Here is a 16641-nt window from a genome sequence, read left to right on the forward strand (position 1 = left end):
CGAAGAGATGAGCGCCGAGACAATCCGCCCGCATGAAATGCCGCTTGCTTTGCAGCGCGCAGGTGAGGGGGTGAAAGTCCTTTCGCTCGACTGTTTCGACACGCTTTTATGGCGCGATTGCTACGAGCCAAGCGACGTTTTCGCAGCGCTTCCCGACCTCAGCGTCGCTCAGCGTTTGGTTGCCGAGAAACACGCGCGCAAGGCTGAGCTGGCGCTGAGAAAACGCAATGAAGTGAGCATTGAGGCGATTTACGCCCAAGGTTTGCCTAATGCTGGCCGGGTAACGCGCGAAGATGCGGTTGCGGCCGAATTGCAGGCGGAAATGGACAGCTGTTTCGCCTTTGCCCCAACGGTTGAATTGATGAAAGAGGCCAAGGCGCGCGGTCTTACGACCATCATTGTTTCCGACACTTATTTGAGCGCGCGCCAATTGCGCAGCTTGATCGAACAGGCCGCTGGCGAGGAGGTCGCAGGGCTCATCGACAAGATTTTCGTATCCTCCGAAGCGGGCATCTCCAAATCCGAAGGGCTGCTGGCAAAGGCGCTGCAGGCGATCAAGGCAAAGCCTACCGATGTGCTTCATATCGGGGACAATAAGGTCGCCGATTATGAGGCATCGCGCGCGCTTGGCGTTCCGGCGCTGCACCTTCTCCAGTTTAGCGAAACCGCAAAGCAGCGCCTCAGGTTTGAGAGGAGCTGCCAGCAGATGATCGGTGATGCGGGTGCAGGCGTACGCGCTCTGATGCCGCACCGGGCGACCTTGGCGAATGAAGAGCCGCAGGTGAGCGAGTCAGCGCAAAGACTGGGGCTGACGGTGCTGGGTCCAGTGTTTTACGCTTTCGATCAATGGCTTCGCGCCGAAGCGAAAGCGCTGCAAAAAGAACGCGGGGGCCGGGTGCATTGGCTGTTCATGCTGCGCGATGGGCATTTGCCCCACGCTGTGCATGAAATTGCAGGCGAGGAGCAAAGCACCGCGCGCGTGGAGATCAGCCGCTTTGTCGCAACTTCAGCCGCGCTCACCTCAAGCGATGCCTACACCCGCAAATTCGCGCTGGAACTGGGGCTCAAACCCTCCACGCTTGCGCGCCAGATGCTCTTTACCGAGGATGAGATAGCGAGCCTGGTCGGGCCTGACGACAATCAGCAGGAAATGATCGAGGGCTCGTTCAAGCTGCTTGCCGAACTGCGCAAGGGCAAGCGCGAAAAAATCATCCGCAAACGCGCGCGCGAGCGCGCTGAGCGACTGATTGCTCATGTCCGATCGAGGGTGAACCCGCAAAAAGGCGACACGCTGATGCTGGTTGACCTTGGCTACAATGGCACAGCGCAAAGCCAGATCGATGCGCTTTTGTCGGAAAGTTTCGATTGCCATGTCGCCGGGCGCTATCTCCTCTTGCGAGAACTCACCGCCGCCGGGCTTGATAAAAAGGGCCTGCTTGATGAGCGGCACTTTGATGGCGAATTGCTCGATGCGCTGTGCGGCAATGTTTCCGTAATTGAGCAGCTGGCGACCTGTGAGATGGGTTCGGTGGTGGATTTCACTCCTGAAGGTGAGCCGATCCGCGAAGAACCCTCGGTCAAAGGCGCGCAAAGCGAGGTGCGAACTCGCGTGCAGGAAGGGGCGCTACAATATGTGCGCGCGGCCAGCGAAGGGTGCACCATCCGCCAGCGATCCGAGCATGAAGCGCGCGGGTTTAGAGAGTGCGCCAGCGGCGTGCTCACCCGGTTCATGTTCCTGCCCCATGCCGATGAACTGGCCATCCTCAAAAGCTTTGAACACGACATCAATATGGGTTCCGAGCGTAAAGTGCCGCTGTTCGATGCAGGCCATGCGCATGAAGGGTTACGGCGGCGCGGCCTGTTTTACATGGTCGGCTCTGAGCGGATGTTCCTGCCCGCCGAGATTGAGGGCGAGGATTTTCACACCAGGCTCTCGCATTTTGCGCAAAAGCGCTTTGGCCTTGGCCTTACCTATCACGATACCAGCGCCGCCGGCTTTACCCTCCCTGCCTTTTTCATGAGCGCTGCCGACAGCGCGCAAGGCATGATTGAGGCGCGCTCAACCCACGAGGGATATTACAGCGTGCGCGTGCCTGTCCCTGATGGGGTGCAGAGCATTGGCCTTCAAGTCGGCTCGGTTTTCGAGTGGTTTGAGCTTGCCTCAATCTCAATGGCGAGCGTTGGCGCGCTTAAAGGTGGGCGCGAAAACGACAAGCAAATTGAGGAGCTTGGCGTTCAATATGATGGGGTCAAACTCCACGCGCCGGGCATTCATGAATGCACCGGGGCGGCGGCATTTGTGCTGGTCAATATTCCGCAAGGACAAGATGAAGATGACCCAAAGATGATAGAAGTCGTGATCCGCCCACTCATCTCCCGCAAGGCCGTGACAGCTGCGGCACCTGTCCCCTCGCCACACAAGGAGCAAGCCGCATGAGCGATTTGATGATCCATTCCATGGCTGAATTTTCGAGCCTGATCATCCCGTGTCTTGAACAGGCAAAGGTGAAAGACATCGCCGAAATTGGTAGCGAGTTTGGCGGTATGTCCAAGCTGCTTGCCGAGCAAAGCGGCACAGCGGGCGGAACGCTCACCTGCATTGATCCCGAACCCGCCGATGGCTTTGCCGATTGGGCGGCCACGCAAAGCAATGTGCACCATATTGCAAAGCCGTCGCTCGATGCGCTTGGGGACGGTGTGGAGGCAGTCGATGCCTGGTTTGTCGATGGCGATCACAATTATTACACCGTTTATCACGAGCTTATCGCCATTGATGCCGCACAGCGCGCGAGCGGCAAACCTTTGCTTGCCTTTATGCACGATGTTTCATGGCCGTGTGCGCGGCGCGATTTTTACTACGCGCCAGACCGCGTGCCGCCCGGTTGGCGCCACCCGCACAGCTTCGATCATGGGGTTCGCCTTGGCGAAGATGGCGTGCTGGCTGGAAGAGGCCTTCGCGGTATGGGCGCCTTTGCCGTCGCGCTTCAGGCAGGCGGTGAGCGTAACGGCGTGCTTACTGCTGTCGAGGATTTCCTGAAAGAAGCTGACACCGAAGACCGCCCGCTCTTCTACGTCCATGTGCCAGCCGTGCTTGGCCTTGGGATCATCTTTGATGCGGAAGCGCAATGGTCCGGCGCATTGGCCGAGTTTTTGCTGCCCTTCCATGCCAATCCATTGATTGCCAGACTGGAGGAAAACCGCCTTCGCAACTGGCTTGAAGTGGTCGATTGGCAGGATCGCAGCGCGTCGTAATTGCGTGCGTGCCGGGCATCCGCCCGGTCCTTTGCGGCACCAGCCCACTCCCCCGCCCTTCCACCCGGAACACTATTCTCAAGGGCGGAAGGGCGGGGGAGTGGGCCGGCTTGGCACCAAGCTCAGGACGGATGTCATGAGCGCCCCATCAACAATGATAAAAACCCGGAGCCCTTGTCGGACCCCGGGTTTCCTTGCCACCCCGGAGGGGAGCTGGTTAGTCAGAGCGATCTTATCGCAGGAGCGACAGAACGTTCTGCTGAGACTGGTTCGCCTGGGCGAGCATTGCGGTCGAGGCCTGTCCAAGGATCTGTGCCTTGGCCAATTCGGTCGTCTCTTTGCTGAAGTCAGTGTCTTCAATCCGCGAGCGTGCATCGGTCAGGTTCGTTGCAGTCGTGGTCAAATTGTTGATCGCAGCTTCCAGACGGTTTTGACCCGCACCCAGCGATGAACGCGTGGTGTTCACAGCCTGAAGGCCAGCGTCCACGTTGGTTACTGCGGTCGCAGCGTTTGTGGCAGAGCTCACGTCAAGGCCGGCTGCGTCAAGGTTGGAGTTGTCAATCGCCGTGCTGGTCAGCGTGATCGAACGGCCTGCGTCGATTTGAATGTTGACCGACACGTCACTGCCGCTGGTCGTGCTGAAGACAGCCACGCCGTTGAATTCGGTGTTCGTGAGAATGTCGTCAATCTGCGAAGCAAGCTCTGTCACCTCAGTGTCGAGAAAGCCCCGGTCGACAGCATCGAGCGTGCCGTTTTGTGACTGGATTGCAAGCTCGCGGACACGCTGGAGCATATTGGAAACTTCTTCCAGAGCGCCTTCTGCGGTTTGCGCAAGTGCGATACCGTCTGATGCGTTGCGAACGCCTTGGTTGAGAGCGCGGATGTCGGCGGTCATGCCGGTTGCAATCGAAAGGCCTGCGGCATCGTCAGCTGCGCTGTTGATCCGGTTACCGGTCGACAGGCGCTCCATCGAAGTGCCGAGCATATTGTTTGCATTCATGCTGGCGTTCTGGGCGCGAAGGGCAGAGATATTGGTGTTAATTACGGACATGGGTCTTTCTCCCGTTTTCCAAGTGCAAGTGGTCTGAACAGAGCAGCCAATTGCCGCACCTGTCGAACCCTAGACCGGACGTTGCCGAAAAAGTTTAAGCCAAAAAATCTTGGGACGCTGGAAAAGGCGCTGAAAGTGGGGCGGGCGGTAAAGGGGAATGCGTGCATTATTCCCGCGAAGCGCAAGAGCGCTCTTACATAAGGCTTCGCTTTGCGGCAGGCGGATGCCCTGACGAATACCCTGAAAATCCTAACCCTGAGAATTTTTGCCGCCCCCTTGGTATGGCGAACTATTAAGCAATTGCAGGCTTGATTTTGCCGCACGGCTTGCCGATTGAGCGTGTGTGCGGCTCTGTTTTTCAACAACTTGCGGGCAAATCCGGAACATTCCCTAAGGGGTCCTACAGTGGCTTAAATTTGCTCTATTTTGTCCGCCCACCCGGCAAATCCTTTCCACCACAACGAACCGGGTAGAGCAATGAACGCGCAAGCAAGCCGTCTTTTTGAAAATTGTCGCGAGGGTATATCTTCAAGTCAAGCAAGCGAGCTTGATGGGCACGCTGGCTTGACCGGGCCTACCCTGCCTCTGCTTGCGCAAAGCTGGCTACAGGACCGCCTTGTCCTTGGCGACCGGGGCGATTTTCCCAAGTCGCAGCCCGGTGGCAACGCTGCGCGCGGCCGCGACACACGGATCGCAATTGATCTTCACAAACTTGGTTCAACAGGCTCGCAAACACCATCGCTCACCCGGATCAGCGATGGCAAAATTGCGCTGCGTTATACAGCTGACTGTCTGGATGAGGCGCGCGCGGCCCTGATTGCGGGGGCATCGCATGGCGGATGGCCGATTGCGCGCGATACCGAGAGCCTCGCGCTTCTCACACTGGCTGAACGCATTGCGGCAAGCGAAATTCCCGTCCTTCTCGAAGGGCCCACGGGCACTGGCAAAGAAGTGTTTGCGCAATTCGTGCACCGTATGAGCGCGCGCGGTGATGGACCGTTTGTCCCTGTAAACTGCGCGGCCATGCCCGAAGCGATGCTCGAAGGCCTGCTGTTCGGTCACCGCAAAGGTGCCTTTACAGGAGCAGGCGAAGCGCGAGAGGGGCTTTTTCGCGCAGCCGATGGTGGCACACTGCTGCTCGATGAAATTGGCGAAATGCCTCTGGCGCTTCAGGCCAAGCTTTTGCGCACTTTGCAGGAAGGCGAAGTCTTGCCCCTTGGCGCAACCAAGCCGGTCAAGATCAATGTGCGTATCGTTGCCGCGACCAATCGAACGCTTGCCGACGAAGTGGCGCAGGGGCGTTTTCGCGAAGACCTTTATTACAGGCTCAACGTCTTTCCCCTTGTCCTGCCCGCGCTTGGCGCGCGCCGCGCCGACATTGCGCCGCTCGCCTTCGGAATGCTGCTTCGCCACGGCGCGCAGCGCGCTTTGCCAAGCTGGATTGCGCCTGAGGCGATTGCATCGCTTGAAGCGCACCATTGGCCGGGCAATGTGCGCGAGCTTGAAAATGTTATTCGCCGGGCGATCCTTCTGGCAGGCGATGCGAACACGATTGAGGCGCAGCACATCGTCTTCAATCAGCCGCTACAGGCTCCTCAAATTGGACAACCTCTGGTCGCCAGCGTGTCCAGCGATGCAGGGGCGGATCTTATTCGGCCCCCTGCTCAAACGGCCCCTTCGGCAACAGCGTCCAGCGCGCCCGCATCGCTTTCCGATGTTGCGTTTCAGTCCGAAGCGCAGGCGATCTTGCGCGCGCTTGATGCCCACGGCGGGCACCGGGGCAAAACCGCTGCCAGTCTTGGCATTTCGGAGCGCACGCTGCGTTATCGCCTTGCGTCCATGCGCGAGAACGGTCTGCTTGAGACAGGGAGCGCGGCATGAGGGTCGGCGGTACAGCAGGGGGCATCAATCAGGTGATGGCTCTGCGTCAGGAAATCCTGCAGCGCTCTCAGGCGCTTCAGCAAGTGCGTACTGGCTCCGCGAGCGAGGCGTCGGGAACGGACGCGGCGCAAGCGGGCACGCCAACAGGTGCGCCGGGACAGGTCGCAGGCTTTGCCGATACGCTGCAAAACGCGATGCAGGATGTGAGTGCAGTGCAAAAGCGATCCTCCGATATGCAGGCGGCTTACGAGCGCGGGGAGGTGACCGATGTCGCCAAAGTCATGCTCGCTAGGCAGGAAGCAGGCGTTGCTTTTGAAGCGACGCTCCAGGTCAGAAACAAGCTTTTGTCCGCCTATCAGGACATCTTGCGGATGGGGGGCTGATCTAAGTGGCTGAGCTAAGTGTTCCTAACGGTGGCTCCTTTAAGGGGGGTGTTCCGGCTGCGCCGCCCGGCGCGGTGCCAATGGGTGATTTTGCTGGTGGTCAGCCAGGTGCTGGCGGTTGGCAGGACACGATCCGCGCCTTCACCCAGCAACCTGCCTTCAAGCGCGCGGTTCCGGGCCTCATCGGGCTTGGCGTGGTCGCGGCGGCAGCGGCAGTCTATCTCGCGATCTCCACCCCGCCTCAGCGCATTTTGTATTCAAGCCTCACCGATGCCGAGCGCGCAAGCGTTGTGCAAACGCTCGAAGCGGGCGGGATTGATTACAATATCGACACCTCATCAGGCATTTTGACCGTGTCAGAAGCCGACATTTACCGCGCGCGTATGCTGGTTGCGAGCGATGCCGGACTGGCCGCGCCTCAAGGGGCGAGCGAAATGCTCGATTCTATCCCCCTTGGCTCCAGCCGCACTCTGGAAGGCGAGCGTTTGCGCCTTGCACGCGAGCGTGAGTTGATGCTCACAATTCGCGAGATCGACGGGATTGAGGCTGTACGCGTGCACCTTGCAACGCCTGAACGCTCTGTCTTTGTGCGCGAGAACAATCCACCCAGCGCGAGCGTGATGCTGCGTCTTGCCAATGGTCGCTCGCTGAGCCAGCCGCAGGTCGAAGCGATCGTGAACCTTGTTTCAGGCTCAGTTCCGGGCATGACGCCTGATAATGTGCGCGTCGTCGATCAGAACGGTCGACTGCTTTCAGCCCCGCGTGAAGATCAATTGGACGGCTTGCTGCTCCAGCGCGAATTTGAAGCCAAGCTGCAGGAACAGGTCGCAAGCCTTCTCACCCCGATTTTGGGTGAGGGCAATTTTTCGAGCCAGGTGCAGGCCGAACTGGTGCGCGAGGAGGTGACTTCGGCGCGCGAGACATACGATCAGGAAGGCGCGGTGCGTTCTGAAAGCGAGCGCAATTCCTCGCGCGTGGCGCGCGCTGGGCCGGGCGGTGTTCCGGGCGCTGCGGCTAATGTGCCGCCGCCTGATCCCGAGCTTGAAGATGTGCCCCCCGATCCCGAAGCACAAGCAGCTGAAGCAGAGCTTGCGCGTGATACCGAAAGCGCGGTGCAGCGCAATTATGAACTGGGCCGCGAAGTTGCAGTGACATCGAGCCGTCCGGGCGGGCTGGTCAAGCTGTCAGTTGCCATCGCGGTAAGCGAGGCCGCGCTTGAAGCTGCAGCACCCATGACCGCTGAACAATTGCAAACGCTGGTAAGCGCAGCTGTTGGCGCAGACGAAGCGCGCGGTGATCAGGTCGAGATCGCAGTGGGCGCGTTTGACGATAGTGAAGTCGAACCCATGGCCTTTTATGAGCAAGGCTGGTTTGCCCAGATCCTGCGCATTGTTGCCGCATTGCTTGCTGTTCTTATGGTCCTGCTTCTTGCGGTTCGCCCGCTTATTAAAGCGGTCAAGGGCCCTGAGGACGAAGACAAGAAGAAGGACAAGAAAGGCAAGAAGGGCAAGAAAGACGACGAGGACGACGACAAAGAGAACGCGGATCAGGACAAGCTCGAAGATCAATCCGAGGATGATGAGGCAGGTGATAATGACAAGTCCGAGGGTGACGATGGCGAAGGGGCAGATGGCGAGGGTGAAGCCTCGGCTGACAATTCGGGCGAGAGCGCTGACACCGGCGTTCCTTTGACCCCGCAACAGCTGTTCGAAGAGAAAATCGGCAGAGCCCGCGAGCTTGCTGTGACCCAACCTGAAAAGGCTGTCGAAGTGCTGCAACGCATGATTGATGAACCTGAAGAGCTTGCCGAAGAAGCTCAAGAGGAGGAGGTCTGATGGAAGAAGATCAGATCGCCGAGGGCGCTGAGGGAGACGTCAAGGAAGCGCCGCGCAAGAAGCTGCTTTCGCGGATACAGCGGGTCGCGATTTTCCTGATGCTTTTGGAAGATGACGAGGCCGCCGCGCTTATGGCGCGTATGGAACCCGATGAGCTCGAAGTCATCGGTGCAACCATGCTCGAAGTGGGCGAAATCAGCCGCGAAATGATGATCGAGGCATTGGAAGATTTCGTCGCCGAAAGCGAAGCGGACCGCACCCCGGTGCCTGATCGCAATGCGCAGGTGCGCGCCATGATGGAACGCTCTTTGGGTCCGACAAAAGCGGAAAGCATGATGCTCAAGCTTGACCCTGATCCCAAGCCGCGAAGCCTTGAAATGGCGCGCTGGCTTGCGCCTTCTGTGCTGCTCAAATTGATTGAGGAAGAACACCCGCAGGTGATCGCCGCCCTTCTTCTTATGCTCGAAGCTGAGCCTGCCGCAGAAGTGCTCTCCAATCTGCCTGCGAACATTCAGTCAATCGTCGTTGAGAAGGTCGCCACCATGGGCCCGATTTCTCAGCAAGCGATTGATATGATTGATAAGCTTTTGTCGCAGAAAATCGGTTCGAACTTTGGTCCAGCAGCCCTTACGATTGGCGGGGCGAAAGATGCAGCCGCGCTTATCAATGCTGGCGCTGCCGATCTTAAAGGCGTCGTCCTGCCTGCCATTGCGCAGCGCAATGCACCATTGGCTGAACGCATCGAAGAAGAGCTCTTCACCTTTGAGATGCTGCTTGAACTTGATGCGAAAACCATGGGCCGCATCCTTCGCGATGTCGACAATGAGGCGCTTATTGATGCGCTCAAAGGCATCGAAGAGGAAAGCCGCGATGTGTTCTTCCGTTGTATGTCCTCGCGCGCTGCGGATGGTATCAAGGACGAGATCGAAATGCGCCAACGCCTGTCCAAGAAGGACGTGGAAGACGCGCAGCGCAAGATTGTGAATCTGGCGCGTCAGCTTGCCGATCAAGGTGAGATTGACCTTGGAGGCGGCGATGGCGACTTCGTCTAGCGATTGGCTCACCGCGCTGCTTGAGCGGCCACACGATGATAGTACCGGCGATGGCGCAAAAGGTCACAGCGCAGGGGTAAAGACACTCGACTGGCTGCCCGATTTTTCCAAACCTTTGGAAGGGTTCGTCGAAGGATTGCCGCAAGAGTGCGCAGCCCAACCACCCGAACCGCTTGAAGAGCCATCGGATATTCCAGAAGGCTCAGAGGAAGACCCGCTGGTCAATCTGTTAAGAGAGGCTCTGGGCGAAGAAGCGGCAGAGGAAGAGGCAGATAGCGCTGAGCCTGAACCTGAACCCGAGCCCGAACCAGAACCCGAACCCGAACCAGAACCAGAAATCGACCCGATTGCCGAAGCTTTCGAGCAGGGCAAGCTGGCAGGGCGCGAGGAGGCGCTCGCTGAACACGAGGAAGAGGCCAAGCGCAAACTGCAATTGCGCCAGACATTTCGCGCGCTTGATCAGGCTGCAATGGATGCACTTGCCGACGAACTGGCGGAGACGGTGGTTGCGCTTTGCAAACAAAGCCTCGCTGATTTCATCCCTGCGCCCGATGCTCTCAAACGCCGCTGTCTTGAGGCAGCGCTGCGTCTTGGGGCGGGGGCGGTAGAGGCGACGCTTTACCTGCATCCCCATGATCTCACCTTGATTGACAAAGGCGGATTGGAAGGCTGGCGATTGGTCGGTGATCCCACCGCTGAGCGTGGGGGGCTCAAGCTTGAGACGCAAGACGGCATGGTCAGCGATCGCCCCGAAGACTGGCGCCGCGCCATAGCCGACGCGATCAAAGGGTAGGGGGGCCATGCTTGCCGAACTCCAGATCGAACTTGCCCGCCACCGCGCTGCGCGCATTGAGGCAGGCCCGGTGCTTTCAGGCAAAGTTGTCGCGTGCGACGGAGGTTTGATCGAGGTGTCGGGCCTTCCGCTTCCCATCGGCTCCCTCGGCGTCATCGGCGAGGGCCAAGAGGACAGCGCGCTTGCCGAAGTGATCGGGTTTCGCAGCGGTCATTCCTTGATGATGTTGCTGGGCGATACGCAGCTGCTTCGCCCGCAATCTGCGGTTCGCGCTGTGGGAACGCCGGGTATGGTCGAAGTGGGCGATGCCCTGCTGGGCCGCGCGGTTGATGGCCTGGGTAAGCCGATTGATGGCGGCCCTTCGCTTGATCTTGCGATCCATTGGCCGCTTGGTGGGCGGCGCGAGGGCGCGCTTGAACGTGCGCCAGTGCGCGAGCCATTCGATTGCGGCGTGCGGGCGATCAATGCGCTCGCCACAATGGGCAAGGGGCAACGCGTGGGCGTAGTCGCCGGTTCGGGCGTAGGCAAATCGGTCTTGCTCGACACGATTGCGGGGCAAGCCAAGGCGGATGTCACCGTAGTCGCCATGATCGGTGAGCGCGCGCGCGAAGTTTCCGATTTCGTCTCGCGCCATATGACCGATGCGCGGCGCGGGCGGATGGTGCTTGTGGCGGTGCCTGCTGACCACGCGGCCAATCTGCGGCTGCGTGCGGCGCAATATGCCTGCTCGATCGCTGAGTATTTCAGAGCACAGGGAAAAAGCGTTGCTCTGATCGTCGACAGCCTTACCCGCGTTGCTCATGCAGCGCGCGAACTGGCTCTGCTTTTGGGCGAGCCGGGAGCAGCGCGCGGTTATCCGCCAAGCGCTCTGGCCGCGATCACACGGCTGGTCGAGCGGGCGGGCAATTCGGCAAGTTCAGGCGGGGCGATCACTGGCGTTTACACGGTGCTCGCCGACGGTGATGACATGAACGATCCGGTGGTCGATACCGCGCGCGCGATCCTCGACGGGCATATCCTCTTAAGCCGCGATCTCGCCAAGCGCGGGCATTACCCGGCGATTGATGTGCCCGCATCGCTCAGCCGGGTGATGGACGGTGTGGTGAGCGATGATGTGATCGAGGCCGCGCGGCTGGTGCGCTCGCTCATTTCTGCACGCGAGGAAAACCGCGATCTTGTGATGATGGGGGCCTATCGTGCGGGGTCGGATGAGACGCTTGACCGCGCGCTTGGCCATTCCAATGCGATTGATGCCTTTTTGACGCAGCCGCGCGGGCAAGCGGTCAGTCTTGATGAAAGCCTAGAGGCACTCGCGGCGCTCAGCGCACAGGTGCAAGCTCCGGGCGCTGCGATAAATGGCTGAGGAACGCCGCCTTAAGATTGCCAAGCGGCAATTGCTGCTGGCGCAAATCGCCCGGCGCGAGGCGCGCTTTGCGCTTGCCAATGCCATCGCAGAGGAAGAGCGCAGCGCCGATATCAAGGCGCGCGCCAATGAGCTTTTGAGCGAATATTCACGGCGCAGCGGCGAGCCCACCAATGTGCGGCTTGGCCAATCCTTGTCGCGCGATCTTGCCTTCATCCATTCGCTTCAGAAGATGTCAGATACCGCAGCCCAGGCACATGAGGACGCGCGCGAGCAGGCCGCGTTCCAGATGCGGACGCTGGCAGCGGCGGAGACGAAAATGAGCGCTCACGAAGAGCGCGTGGCGGGCGAGAAGCGGGCTCTGGCCGACTTGAAGGCAAAGCGCGAGTTGCCGAGCGAACTGACCACGCCTGCAAAGGTGGCACGCAAGTTGCACAAGGGTTCCGCAACACCGGACTAGCCTTACGCCTGCCATGGCAGCTGGCCCGAAACCCTAAGCAACCGCTCGCTCTTAATCGGGGCGCGCAAGTCATCGAAGGAAGCCCGCCTTGATCCCTACGCTTTCCAATTTCGCCGCTTCTCCTGTTGCTCCAAAATCCGCGATTGCTCCGCAAGAGCTTGTAGGAACGGTCAATTTTGGCCTTGCGCTTGGGAGTTTCGAGGCCGGAACGGCTCAGGCCATTGCTCCTTCGATCGAACAGAACGCAGGTCCATTGGCCTCTGGCACAAGTGGCGATGAACTCGCGGGCGATGTCAATGCAAGCGCGCCTGCTGCTCTGGTGCTTCCGCTTGCACACGGCAATGCGCTGCCAGAGGGGCTGCAACAAGGCGGCATGGGCTTGCCGCCCGGTTTGCACGGTGATGGGCACGGTGAGGGTCAGGAGCGATCATTGGAACCCGCGCGCAATGGCTTGATCCTGCGGGCAGGGCAGGCTGTGACAGGGCAGGCGGGCCGATCAAATTCGCCCGGTGAAGCGCTTGTGAAAACGCCTCTCGCGCCCTTACGCCAAGGCTTTGATACCGCGCCCAATGCAGTCAGCGTTCAAAGCCCGGTTTTAACACCCACTCCTGTAAATCCGCAAACGCCAACGGCGACGCTGAGGCAAGCGTCTGAGGCTCGCCCCCCATCGCCTCCCGGCCTTCCGCTGCAAAGCAATGGGAGCACGCTCACCCCAACCGACATGAAAGCGCCAAGCGATGAGCCAGTAGCAACTGTGCGCGCTCATGACCGCGTGCCTGCAAAAGCAGATGGCGCTGAGCCTGCTGATCTGGTGACGCCTACCGCTGGTCCGCGAAGCAACGGCCTGACCATCGGGAAGGGCGAAGAGGTCGCAATCGCTCGCAGCAGGCCACCTGTGGAAATGATGGCGCGTGCTGCACCTCAGACCACGCCTGAACCTTTAGAGCCTGCTCCATCGCAGTCTGTCCCTGTGCCGTCTGCCTCCGTGCTGTCTGCCTCCCCCAACCCCGCGCGGCCTAAATCCTCCGGCACGGATGCGCCGCTCGAACAAAGCCGCGTGGCATCAGCGAATGTGCGGGCAGGGACAGAAGCGGGCACGCAATCTCAGCCTGCAACCCTTGAGGCGACGAGGGCAAAAGAGCTGGCCCGCCCTGTCCAGCCTGCTCCTGCAGCTGAACCACCGCTCGCGTCCCAGTCCCCTGTCACAGCTGCGATGGCAGCGAGCGCTCGGCCCCAGCTCGTGGGCGCAGTCCTTCCACCGCACACTGCCACCGGGGTGGCGGGAAAGCCGGTTGATCTCACGCTTGAAAAAGCACTAAGCCCATCACCTGAGCGCGCCTCTGTCATTCAGAATGGATCTCTACCCCTGCCGTTTGTCGCGGTGGAAGAAGGCGCGGGGCTTGACGATGCGCCCACTTCACAATCGCGCTCATCCTCGCAAAGCGTTCCGACAAGCCCGCTCGCTGCTCAAAACACTCAGCCAGCAAGCGCCGATCTGGTGCAATCCCAGCCCGCTAACGCTTCCGCGCTCGTCTCTCAGCCTTCGTCCCAACCAAGCGCCCCTGTTGCAGCTCCCGATGCAGGGAATGCAGGGCGCCTTGCCGCACAGCTTGAAAGCACAATTGAGCAACTCACCGAAACGCGCAGCAATGCCGCTGCAAGCAAGCCTGAGCTGACAGTGCGCCACCAGGAATTTGGCGCGATCACTATGCGGCTGGAAGCGCTTGGCAATGATCTTCGCGCGACGCTTTCGGCGCGCGATCCCGGGTTTGTGCCCGCGATCCAGAATGCGCTTGCCGAAAGAGCGGTTGCTGCGAGCAGTGAAACATCCAGCAGCGCAGGGCAGCGCGGTTCGGATCAGAGCGGCGCTCAATCAAACTCTCACAACCACAATTCCACCGGTTCACACGGCCACGGCTGGCAGTCTGACCCGCGCTACGGGTCTTCCACAGGGTCAGGTCAAGGAACGTCTCAACCATACAGGGGGCAAACCGAGAACCGAGACGATGAATTGAGGTCGAATCCGGGCGAACAACGCGCTTCTGGGGGCAAACAGGCCAGTGATGGCGAGCGGTTTGCCTGATCGACGAGACAGCGAGATATGGAGCAGATAAACAATGTCGGACGCAAAGGCTGAAGACGAAGACGGCGGCAAAAAAGGCGGCGGCGGGATGAAGATGATCATCGGGATCGTCGGTGCGCTCGTCGTGGGTGCAGGCGGTGCCTATGGTGCGTTTGCAGCGGGTCTGATTGGCGATGGCGGTGCAAGCGGTCCCAACCATCCTGAACTGGTGCGCAAAGGCGAATCGGAACCCTATCCTGTGCCGGGCGCAGAAAAGGACGAAGGGCCTGTTGTATATGGCGAAGGCGGCAATGAATTTCGTACTGCCTATTACACTTTTGAAGATAGCTTCACCTCGAACCTCGCAGATTCCGCCGGGCTGATTCAGGTCGAGCTGGCTGCTTCGACGCAGCGTGACGGGCGCGTTTTACAATGGATTCACAATCATCAACTGGCGATCCGTTCCGCCATCCTCGTACAACTTGCAGCAACGCCCGAAGCCGACCTTTATTCGGTTGAAGGTAAGGAGAAACTTGCCAAGCGGCTGACCGGTGCCATCAATAAGGTTCTGGAAGAGAAAGAGGGCTTTGGCGGGGTGGATGACGTCCACTTTAAGGGGCTTCTTGTCCAATGAACATGGCCGGCGCCTTTGCGGCTGATTTTGCCGGTGCGCGCGCTTATGCGCAGCATTGCTCCGAGCTCACCTGGCGCGGGCCGCGTCCAGAGGAGCGCGAAGGCGCAATCGCTGCATGGAAGCGCGATCTGGCCAGCGAATTGGCGCAGGAGCTTGGTCAAATCCTCACAGGCGAAAAGCTTGAGGTGACCATCGGCGAGCTTGAGGTAATGACCGGAGCGCAGGTGTTTGCCAAAATCGGCGAGAGCGCGGTGAACACGCTTTTGCGGATCGGTACGGGCGATCAGACCGTGCTGCTGAGCCTCGATTTTTCGACCGCGATTGCGCTTACCGACTGTTCGTTCGGCGGAGAGGGCGCGGCGCCTGAAAGTGTGCCTGCCCAATTGCCGCGTTCAGCAGGGCTCTTGGTTGAGCAGTTCGGCGCTAGTGTTGCGCAGGTCATTGCCATGGCGCGCGCCACCAGTGAGCCAGCGCGCGGCGAGGTTCTGGTGCGTTCTGAAAGCGTTGTGCGTTTGAAGCCATTCAGCGCCGAGGCGCAGATCACTGTTCTTAACGTCACCATCGCCAAGGGGGCCTTTATCGAATGGCAAATGCTGATCGCCCTTCCAAGCGAGCAGCTCGACGACCTTTTGCCTAAAGCCAATTCAACCCGATCTGCTCTTGCCGCACAGAAAAATGCAGATGCCGACGCCGATCCTTTCGCAGAGGTGCCACTGGTTCTTGAAGCGGTTCTGACCGAGTTTGAACTGCCACTCGCCAGAATTGAACGGCTGCAACCGGGCGATGAGATTGCGCTCAATATCCCGCGCGAATTGCCATTGCGCATTGGCGGTGATGTGTTCGCGCGCGGCGTGCCGGGCACTTTTGAGGACCATATGGCTCTGCGCCTTACCAATGTGCCGCACCGTTCAGAAGGGGCTGCATTATGAATGCGTTTACCCCTGGTCTTTCGCCTGCGCTCCAACGTTTGGGCGAAGTGTCAGTGCGTTTGTCGGTTGAACTTGGCCGCACCAATATGGCCTTGCGCGATGTGCTTGCGCTTGCTGAGGGAAGCGTTGTTTCGCTTGATCGGCTGACCGATGAATTGCTGGAAATCACAGCCAATGGGCAAGTGATCGCGTACGGAGAGGTGATTGCGCAAGATGGGAAGTTTGCGCTTCGCATTGTGAGCCTTGCAAATGGCGATGCGCCAGCACCCTCACCCCCACCGCCTCGGCCTCAGCCAAGCGCGCCGCCGCGGCCTGATGCGCCAGTTTCCGGCGCGGCAATGCCCGGTGCGCCCGCAACTCCAGAGGCGCAGGCACAGCCAACGCCAGAGCCAGCACCAGAGCCGGCGGTGGGTGAACAGGCAGCAGAAGCACCACCGCAAGAGGCCGCTGAGGCTTCGGCTGATGCGGCGGACATTGATGAGCTTGCAGCAGCACTCGATGAAACACTGGGCGATGCGGCGCCTGACACCGATGCCCCTGTTGAGGAAGCGGCTAGCGACCCTCTCGCTGATGCGCTGGCCGATCTGCCCGAGCCGCCCGCTGAGGCGCAAGGCGAAGACACACCACCAAATGAGGCAGGCGAATGATGGTCGAATATCTCTTGCGCCTGGCGCTGCTTTTGCCGCTTTTGGGGCTGATGATCTGGGGCAGCTTGAAGCTCACCCGCTATCTCCAGACGCGGCTGGTCGGCCTGCAAGGCGGATCAGGCTCGCTTGAGCTGGTTGAAACCAATCTGCTTGCACCGGGCTTGAAACTGGCCGTCGTGCGGTTTCATGACCGCGAAATTCTGCTCGGCTGTTCGCGCAATGGCATCGTGCGGCTGGGCGAGGCGGAGACGCACCATCGCCCCAAGACCGCCATTCTTCCCTCACAACCAGAGCTTTAG

15 protein-coding genes are annotated in these 16641 nt (G+C 59.9%); 14 read left to right on the forward strand and 1 reads right to left on the reverse strand.

What is annotated here, in order from left to right; genetic code table 11:
• The first annotated feature begins 7 nt into the window (after nucleotides 1-7).
• Together INR77_RS03130 and INR77_RS03135 are read left to right on the forward strand one after the other, a co-directional pair.
• Entirely contained in the window at nucleotides 8-2437 is a 2430-nt protein-coding gene (locus tag INR77_RS03130) for an HAD family hydrolase (RefSeq protein WP_223072487.1), read from the forward strand.
• Nucleotides 2434-3252 (forward strand): class I SAM-dependent methyltransferase, encoded by an 819-nt coding sequence (locus INR77_RS03135; RefSeq protein ID WP_223072488.1) that lies wholly within the window; start codon nucleotides 2434-2436, stop codon nucleotides 3250-3252. Before INR77_RS03130 ends, INR77_RS03135 begins: the two co-directional genes overlap by 4 nt.
• 232 nt (nucleotides 3253-3484) lie before the next feature.
• On the opposite strand, the gene INR77_RS03140 is transcribed toward INR77_RS03135, so the two are convergent.
• On the reverse strand, nucleotides 3485-4303 hold the full coding sequence (locus INR77_RS03140) for a flagellin (protein WP_223072489.1): 819 nt from the start codon (nucleotides 4301-4303) through the stop codon (nucleotides 3485-3487).
• Between the two features lie 564 nt (nucleotides 4304-4867).
• Between INR77_RS03140 and INR77_RS03145 the strand changes: the two genes are divergently transcribed.
• From INR77_RS03145 to INR77_RS03200, 12 genes are all read left to right on the forward strand, one after another.
• Nucleotides 4868-6184 (forward strand): sigma-54-dependent Fis family transcriptional regulator, encoded by a 1317-nt coding sequence (locus INR77_RS03145; RefSeq protein WP_255573895.1) that lies wholly within the window; start codon nucleotides 4868-4870, stop codon nucleotides 6182-6184.
• The gene (gene fliE, locus INR77_RS03150) at nucleotides 6181-6567 is read left to right on the forward strand and encodes a flagellar hook-basal body complex protein FliE (RefSeq protein WP_223072491.1); all 387 of its coding nucleotides are present in this window, start codon (nucleotides 6181-6183) and stop codon (nucleotides 6565-6567) included. Before INR77_RS03145 ends, fliE begins: the two co-directional genes overlap by 4 nt.
• 5 nt (nucleotides 6568-6572) lie before the next feature.
• Nucleotides 6573-8402 (forward strand): flagellar basal-body MS-ring/collar protein FliF, encoded by a 1830-nt coding sequence (gene fliF, locus INR77_RS03155; protein ID WP_223072492.1) that lies wholly within the window; start codon nucleotides 6573-6575, stop codon nucleotides 8400-8402.
• Nucleotides 8402-9454, forward strand: coding sequence for a flagellar motor switch protein FliG (locus tag INR77_RS03160; RefSeq protein WP_223072493.1), 1053 nt, complete (start codon nucleotides 8402-8404; stop codon nucleotides 9452-9454). Before fliF ends, INR77_RS03160 begins: the two co-directional genes overlap by 1 nt.
• Entirely contained in the window at nucleotides 9438-10247 is an 810-nt protein-coding gene (locus INR77_RS03165) for a FliH/SctL family protein (protein WP_223072494.1), read from the forward strand. The genes INR77_RS03160 and INR77_RS03165 overlap by 17 nt, the downstream gene beginning before the upstream one ends.
• 7 nt (nucleotides 10248-10254) lie before the next feature.
• The gene (locus tag INR77_RS03170; RefSeq protein ID WP_223072495.1) at nucleotides 10255-11610 is read left to right on the forward strand and encodes a FliI/YscN family ATPase; all 1356 of its coding nucleotides are present in this window, start codon (nucleotides 10255-10257) and stop codon (nucleotides 11608-11610) included.
• The gene (locus tag INR77_RS03175) at nucleotides 11603-12070 is read left to right on the forward strand and encodes a hypothetical protein (RefSeq protein ID WP_223072496.1); all 468 of its coding nucleotides are present in this window, start codon (nucleotides 11603-11605) and stop codon (nucleotides 12068-12070) included. The genes INR77_RS03170 and INR77_RS03175 overlap by 8 nt, the downstream gene beginning before the upstream one ends.
• A gap of 88 nt (nucleotides 12071-12158) precedes the next feature.
• Entirely contained in the window at nucleotides 12159-14153 is a 1995-nt protein-coding gene (locus tag INR77_RS03180; RefSeq protein ID WP_223072497.1) for a hypothetical protein, read from the forward strand.
• A gap of 34 nt (nucleotides 14154-14187) precedes the next feature.
• Complete coding sequence (locus INR77_RS03185) at nucleotides 14188-14766, forward strand: flagellar basal body-associated FliL family protein (RefSeq protein WP_223072498.1); 579 nt, start codon at nucleotides 14188-14190, stop codon at nucleotides 14764-14766.
• On the forward strand, nucleotides 14763-15695 hold the full coding sequence (locus tag INR77_RS03190; protein WP_223072499.1) for a FliM/FliN family flagellar motor switch protein: 933 nt from the start codon (nucleotides 14763-14765) through the stop codon (nucleotides 15693-15695). The genes INR77_RS03185 and INR77_RS03190 overlap by 4 nt, the downstream gene beginning before the upstream one ends.
• Nucleotides 15692-16342 (forward strand): FliM/FliN family flagellar motor switch protein, encoded by a 651-nt coding sequence (locus INR77_RS03195; RefSeq protein ID WP_223072500.1) that lies wholly within the window; start codon nucleotides 15692-15694, stop codon nucleotides 16340-16342. Before INR77_RS03190 ends, INR77_RS03195 begins: the two co-directional genes overlap by 4 nt.
• Entirely contained in the window at nucleotides 16339-16641 is a 303-nt protein-coding gene (locus INR77_RS03200) for a flagellar biosynthetic protein FliO (protein WP_223072501.1), read from the forward strand. The genes INR77_RS03195 and INR77_RS03200 overlap by 4 nt, the downstream gene beginning before the upstream one ends.

Source organism: Erythrobacter sp. SCSIO 43205 (assembly GCF_019904235.1).
In the GTDB taxonomy this organism is placed as follows: Bacteria; Pseudomonadota; Alphaproteobacteria; order Sphingomonadales; family Sphingomonadaceae; genus Erythrobacter.